Origin of the sequence: Streptomyces sp. UH6, assembly GCF_013421635.1 — a bacterium.
Classification (GTDB): Bacteria; Actinomycetota; Actinomycetes; order Streptomycetales; family Streptomycetaceae; genus Streptomyces; species Streptomyces abyssomicinicus.
Window position 1 is genome coordinate 1 of the sequence record NZ_JACADT010000364.1, and the last position, 5,226, is coordinate 5,226.

Below are 5,226 nucleotides of genomic sequence, written 5' to 3' on the forward strand. Positions count from 1 at the left end.
GACACGGTCCCGGCCGTCGGGTGCGCAGGCGAGGGCGTCCACCGCGCCCGCGGCCCTCCCCAGCCTGTACAACGGTGCACCGCTGACCATGTCGGCCGGTGGACAGAATTCCGTTTGCCGGGACGGGCGAGGGCGCCGCGGCCCCTCGCCGGACCCGGCCGGTGTCAGCGCCGGGTGAGGACCGGGGGCTCCTCGGTGGCGCGGGAGGCCAGGACGGAGCGCCTGCGGCCGTAGCCGAGGTACAGGGCGAGACCCGCCGCCAGGAACCCGGCGAACTGCACCCAGGTGGACGGCCCCGTCTCGTACATCAGGTACAGGCAGAACAGCACGCCCAGCCCCGGCAGCACCGGCCCGAGGGGCACCCGGAACGGCCGCGCCAGCCCGGGCTCCCGCCGCCGCAGCGCGATCACGGCGACGTTGACCGCGGCCATGGCGGCCAGCGTGCCGATGGTGGACAGGTCGATCAGGCCGTCCAGCGGCACGAACGCCGCGACCAGGCCGAAGACCACGCCGACGACGACCGTGCCGGTCACCGGCGTCGAGGTCTTCGGCGAGACCTTCTCGAAGAACCGCGGCATCAGGCCGTCGCGCGACATCGACATCAGGATCCGGCTCTGCCCGTAGGTCACCGCCAGCGTCACCGAGGCGATGGCCACCACCGCGCCGAAGGCGACGACCGCCCCGCCGACGTCGGAGCCGGTGACCACGTCGACCACGTGGGACAGCGCGGCCGGCCGGCTGCCCACCTCCTCGGAGCCGATGGCGCCGATCGCCGCCAGGGCCACGGCGCAGTACAGGACGGTCACCAGGCCGATGCAGACCAGGATGGCGATCGGCACGTCGCGCCGCGGGTTGCGCGACTCCTCGCCCGCCGTCGTGATGGCGTCGAAGCCGATGTAGGAGAAGAACGCCGCCGAGGTGGCCGCGCCGATGCCCGCCATGCCCTCGGGGGCGAACGGGCTGAGGTGCCCGTCCTGGAAGGCGCTGAAGCCGACCGCGCAGAACACCAGCAGGACGGCGATCTTGACGACCGCCATCACGGCGGTGGCGCGGGCGCTCTCCCGGACGCCGCGGACCAGCAGCAGCGTGGCCAGGCCGATCAGGACGACGGCCGGAAGGTTGGCGACGCCGCCCTCGGTGGGCCCGTGCGAGAGGGCGGCGGGGAGCCGGAAGCCCAGCAGGCTGTCCAGCAGCTCGTTGACGTACTCGCTCCAGCCGACCGCGACCGCGGAGATGGAGATGCCGTACTCCAGCAGCAGGCACCAGCCGACCAGGAACGCCGCCGTCTCGCCGAGACCGGCGTAGGCGAACGAGTAGGACGAACCGGCCACCGGGATGGCGCCGCCGAGCTCGGCGAAGGAGAAGGCGGTGAAGACGCAGGTGACGGCGGCCAGGACGTAGGAGACGACGACCGCGGGGCCCGCCTCGGCGACCGAGCCGGACAGGCCGACGAAGATGCCGGTGCCGACCACGGCCCCGATGCCGAAGCAGATGAGGTGGAAGAGGCCCATCGTCCGCTTCAGACCGTGACCCTCGAGGTCATGGCCCGATTCGGCGATCAGGAGCTGGGACGGCTTGACGCGTGGTGCGGGCATGCGGGTGGTGCTCGTTTCTGGGTGGTGCGGGGCGCGACGGGGTGGGTCGCGGCGCGACGGGGTGGGTCGCGGGTCGGGCGGCACGGAAGGGATGGTTCCACGCCGCCCGGCGGTCGGGTCCCCGCGGCGCGGCCGCCGCGGGGGAGGATCACGAGGTCCGGTGCGTCACCGGCCGAGCGCGGCGACCATGACGGCCTTGATGGTGTGCAGACGGTTCTCCGCCTCGTCGAAGACGACCGAGTGCTCCGACTCGAAGACCTCGTCGGTGACCTCCAGGGAGTCCAGGCCGTACTCGGCGTGGATCCGCCGGCCGACCTCGGTGCCGAGGTCGTGGAAGGCGGGGAGGCAGTGCAGGAACCGCACGTCCGGGTTGCCGGTGGCGCGCAGCACGTCCATGGTCACCGCGTACGGCGACAGCGCGGCGATCCGCTCGCCCCAGACCTCCTTGGGCTCGCCCATGGAGACCCAGACGTCGGTGGCGACGAAGTGGGCGCCCCGGACACCCTCGGCGACCTCCTCGGTCAGGGTGACGCGCGCCCCGCTGATCTCCGCCAGCTTGTGGGCCCGGGCGACGACCTCCTCGGCGGGCCAGTAGGCGCGGGGCGCGACGATCCGCACGTCCATGCCGAGCAGGGCGCCGGTGATCAGGTACGAGTTGCCCATGTTGAACCGGGCGTCGCCCAGGTAGGCGAAGGCGGTCTCCTCCAGCGGCCGGTCGCCGTGCTCGGTCATGGTGAGCACGTCGGCGAGCATCTGGGTGGGGTGCCAGTCGTCGGTCAGGCCGTTGAAGACCGGCACGCCCGCGTGCGCGGCGAGCTCCTCCACCTTGACCTGGCTGTCGCCGCGGTACTCGATCCCGTCGTACATCCGGCCCAGCACCCGGGCGGTGTCCTTGACGGACTCCTTGTGCCCGATCTGCGAGGCCGACGGGTCCAGGAAGGTCGTCGAGGCGCCCTGGTCGGCGGCGGCGACCTCGAACGCGCACCGGGTGCGGGTCGAGGTCTTCTCGAAGATCAGCGCGATGTTGCGGCCCCGCAGGTACTGGGTCTCGCTCCCGGCCTTCTTGGCCGCCTTCAGCTCGGCGGCCAGCTCGACCAGACCGCGGAACTCCTCACGGGTGAAGTCCAGCTCCTTGAGGAAGCTGCGGCCGGCGAGGGCGGAGGGGAGGAGGGGCATCACAAGCTCCTGGGCTGCTGCGGGGATGCTGGAATTATATACGACGGGAAGAATGATTATTCACCCCGAGGTGGAAAGCGAGACCTTACACCGGATCCCGCTCCACCGGGCAGCTCATGCAGCGCGGCCCGCCCCGCCCCCGTCCCAGCTCGTTGCCCCGGATCTCGATCACCTCGACCCCCTGCTTGCGCAGGTGCGTGTTGGTGGTGGTGTTCCGCTCGTAGGCGACCACCACGCCCGGCTCCACCGCCAGCACGTTGCACCCGTCGTCCCACTGCTCCCGCTCCGCCGCGTGGACGTCCTGGGTCGCGGTCAGCACCCGGATCTCGCCCAGGTCCAGCGCCGAGGCGATCGCCCGGTGCATGTGCTCCGGCGGATGGTCGGCGACCTCGATCCGCCGTCCGGCGCCGCCCGGCGTGATCGTGTAGGAGCGGAGCATGCCGAGGCCCGCGTACTGGGTGAAGGTGTCCCGGTCCACCATGGTCATCACGGTGTCCAGGTGCATCGTCGCCCGGCGCTTCGGCATGTCCAGCGCCACCACGGTGCGCGCCGACCCGGTGGCGAAGAGCTTGTGGGCGATCATCTCCACCGCCTGCGGGGTGGTCCGCTCGCTCATCCCGATCAGCACCGCCCCGTTGCCGATCACCAGCACGTCGCCGCCCTCGATGGTCGACGGGTAGTCCGCGTGCCCCTGCGACCAGATGTGGAACTCCTCACGGCGGAAGAGCGGATGGTGCCGGTAGATCGCCTCGAAGTGCACCGTCTCGCGCCGCCGGGCCTGCCAGCGCATCGCGTTGATGGACACCCCGTCGTAGATCCAGGCCGAGGTGTCGCGGGTGAAGAGGTGGTTGGGCAGCGGGTCCAGCAGGAAGTCGTCCAGCTCCATCACGTGGAACCGGACGGAGACGGGCTCCGGGTGCTCGTCCAGGTACTCCCGCTTGGTCATGCCGCCGATCAGCGCCTCGGCCAGCCGGTCCGACGGCAGCGCCTCGAAGACGGATCTCAGGTGGCCGGTGGCGAGCGGGCCGAACTCCCGGGCGTCGAACACCTCGTCCAGGACGAGGGTGCGGGCCTCGGGGTCGTCCAGCGTCTCGGCCAGCAGGTCGCCGAAGAGGTGCACGGCGACGCCGCGCTCGCGCAGCACCGCGGCGAAGGCGTCGTGCTCCGCCTGGGCGCGCCGCACCCAGAGCACGTCGTCGAAGAGCAGGTCGTCCTTGTTGCTGGGCGTGAGCCGCTTCAGCTCCAGGCCCGGACGGTGCAGCACGACCCGGCGCAGCCGGCCGGCCTCTGAGTCGACGTGGAATCCCATGCCACTCATCCTGACCGCGACGGCCCGACTTCATCCCTGTTCACCTGCTCCTTCCGCCCGCAAGCAGCAGCCCCGGCCCGCCCGGAGCTTTACGCCGGACAAGATCCGTGCGAAGTTGCGGCATTGCGCCATGGCATGAACCCGCCGTGCCCGGGCGGGACAGGAACGAGTGGGGGCCCACGATGATCCAGGATGTGCTGGGACTGACGGAGAACGAGTCGAACGCCTACCGCGAGCTGCTGCGCCGCCCCTCCTGTTCCGCCGGGGAACTGGCCGGGGTGCTGGAGGTGCCCGAGGGCGAGGCGGCGCGGCTGATGGGCCGCCTGGAGGCGCTGGGCCTGGCCGCCCGCAACGGGCAGGCGCCCGGCCGGCTGAGCGCCTCCCCGCCCCGGCTCGCCCTCGGCTCGATGCTGGTCCACCAGCAGAACGCGCTCCGCCTCGCGGAACTCGAACTCGGCTCCCTGGAGGAGGTGTACCGGGCGACCATGGCCGAGCGGTCCTCCTCCGACGTCCTCGACGTGGTCCGCGGCGCGGACGCCACCCGGCAGCGGCTGGAACAGCTCCAGACCGGGGCGCGCAGCGAGTTCCTCTGCCTGTCCCAGGCTCCCGCCCGCTTCGTCTCCGTCGCCGAGAACACCGCCACCGAGGCCGCCGCGGCGGCGCGCGGGGTCGCCTACCGGGTGGTGCTGGAGCGCCGCATGCTGGAGGAGGGCGAGGGCATCGTCGAGGAGCTGGAGCGCGCGGTCGACGCGGGGGAGGAGGTGCGGGTCACCGACTCCGTCCCGGTCAAGCTGGTGATCGCCGACCGTGAACTGGCGATGGTGCCGATGGGCGGCCGGGGCGACGCGGCGGACGGCGCCCTGCTGGTGCGGCCCAGCGGCCTCCTCGACGCCCTGATGGGCCTCTTCGAGCTCGTCTGGCACCGCAGCTCGCGCTTCACGGTGCCCCGGGCGGGGCAGGTGCTGGAGTCCACGTCGAGCGCCCTGGACGAGACGGACGCCCGCATCATGAGCCTGCTGGTCGCCGGGCTCACCGACCAGGCGGTCGCCGTCCGCCTCGGCCTGTCGTTGCGCACCGTGCAGCGCCGGGTGGGCCAGCTGATGAAGCTCACCGGCGCCCAGACCCGCCTCCAGCTGGGGCTTCAGG

At 72.1% G+C, this 5,226-nt stretch carries 4 protein-coding genes; 1 reads left to right on the plus strand and 3 read right to left on the minus strand.

Annotation, left to right across the window (positions count from 1 at the left end; all coding sequences use genetic code 11):
* Positions 1-164 precede the first annotated feature (164 nt).
* From HW445_RS17680 to HW445_RS17690, 3 genes are all read right to left on the minus strand, one after another.
* Positions 165-1,595 (minus strand): amino acid permease, encoded by a 1,431-nt coding sequence (locus HW445_RS17680; RefSeq protein WP_180221974.1) that lies wholly within the window; start codon positions 1,593-1,595, stop codon positions 165-167.
* A 165-nt stretch (positions 1,596-1,760) separates the two neighbouring features.
* Positions 1,761-2,771 carry an ornithine carbamoyltransferase gene (gene argF, locus HW445_RS17685; protein ID WP_180221975.1) on the minus strand — a complete coding sequence of 337 codons (1,011 nt, stop codon included), beginning with the start codon at positions 2,769-2,771 and terminating at the stop codon, positions 1,761-1,763.
* Positions 2,772-2,856: 85 nt separating this feature from the next.
* Positions 2,857-4,080 carry an arginine deiminase gene (locus tag HW445_RS17690; protein WP_180221976.1) on the minus strand — a complete coding sequence of 408 codons (1,224 nt, stop codon included), beginning with the start codon at positions 4,078-4,080 and terminating at the stop codon, positions 2,857-2,859.
* A gap of 194 nt (positions 4,081-4,274) precedes the next feature.
* On the opposite strand from HW445_RS17690, the gene HW445_RS17695 reads away from it, so the two are divergent.
* On the plus strand, positions 4,275-5,226 hold a 952-nt coding region (locus HW445_RS17695; protein WP_218957098.1), incomplete at its 3' end, for a LuxR family transcriptional regulator.

Coding starts and splice junctions, on each gene's coding strand:
- HW445_RS17680 (WP_180221974.1), bottom strand. CDS start 1,595: ATGCCCGCACCACGCGTCAAGCCGTCCCAGCTCCTGATCGCCGAATCG.
- argF (WP_180221975.1), bottom strand. CDS start 2,771: ATGCCCCTCCTCCCCTCCGCCCTCGCCGGCCGCAGCTTCCTCAAGGAG.
- HW445_RS17690 (WP_180221976.1), bottom strand. CDS start 4,080: ATGGGATTCCACGTCGACTCAGAGGCCGGCCGGCTGCGCCGGGTCGTG.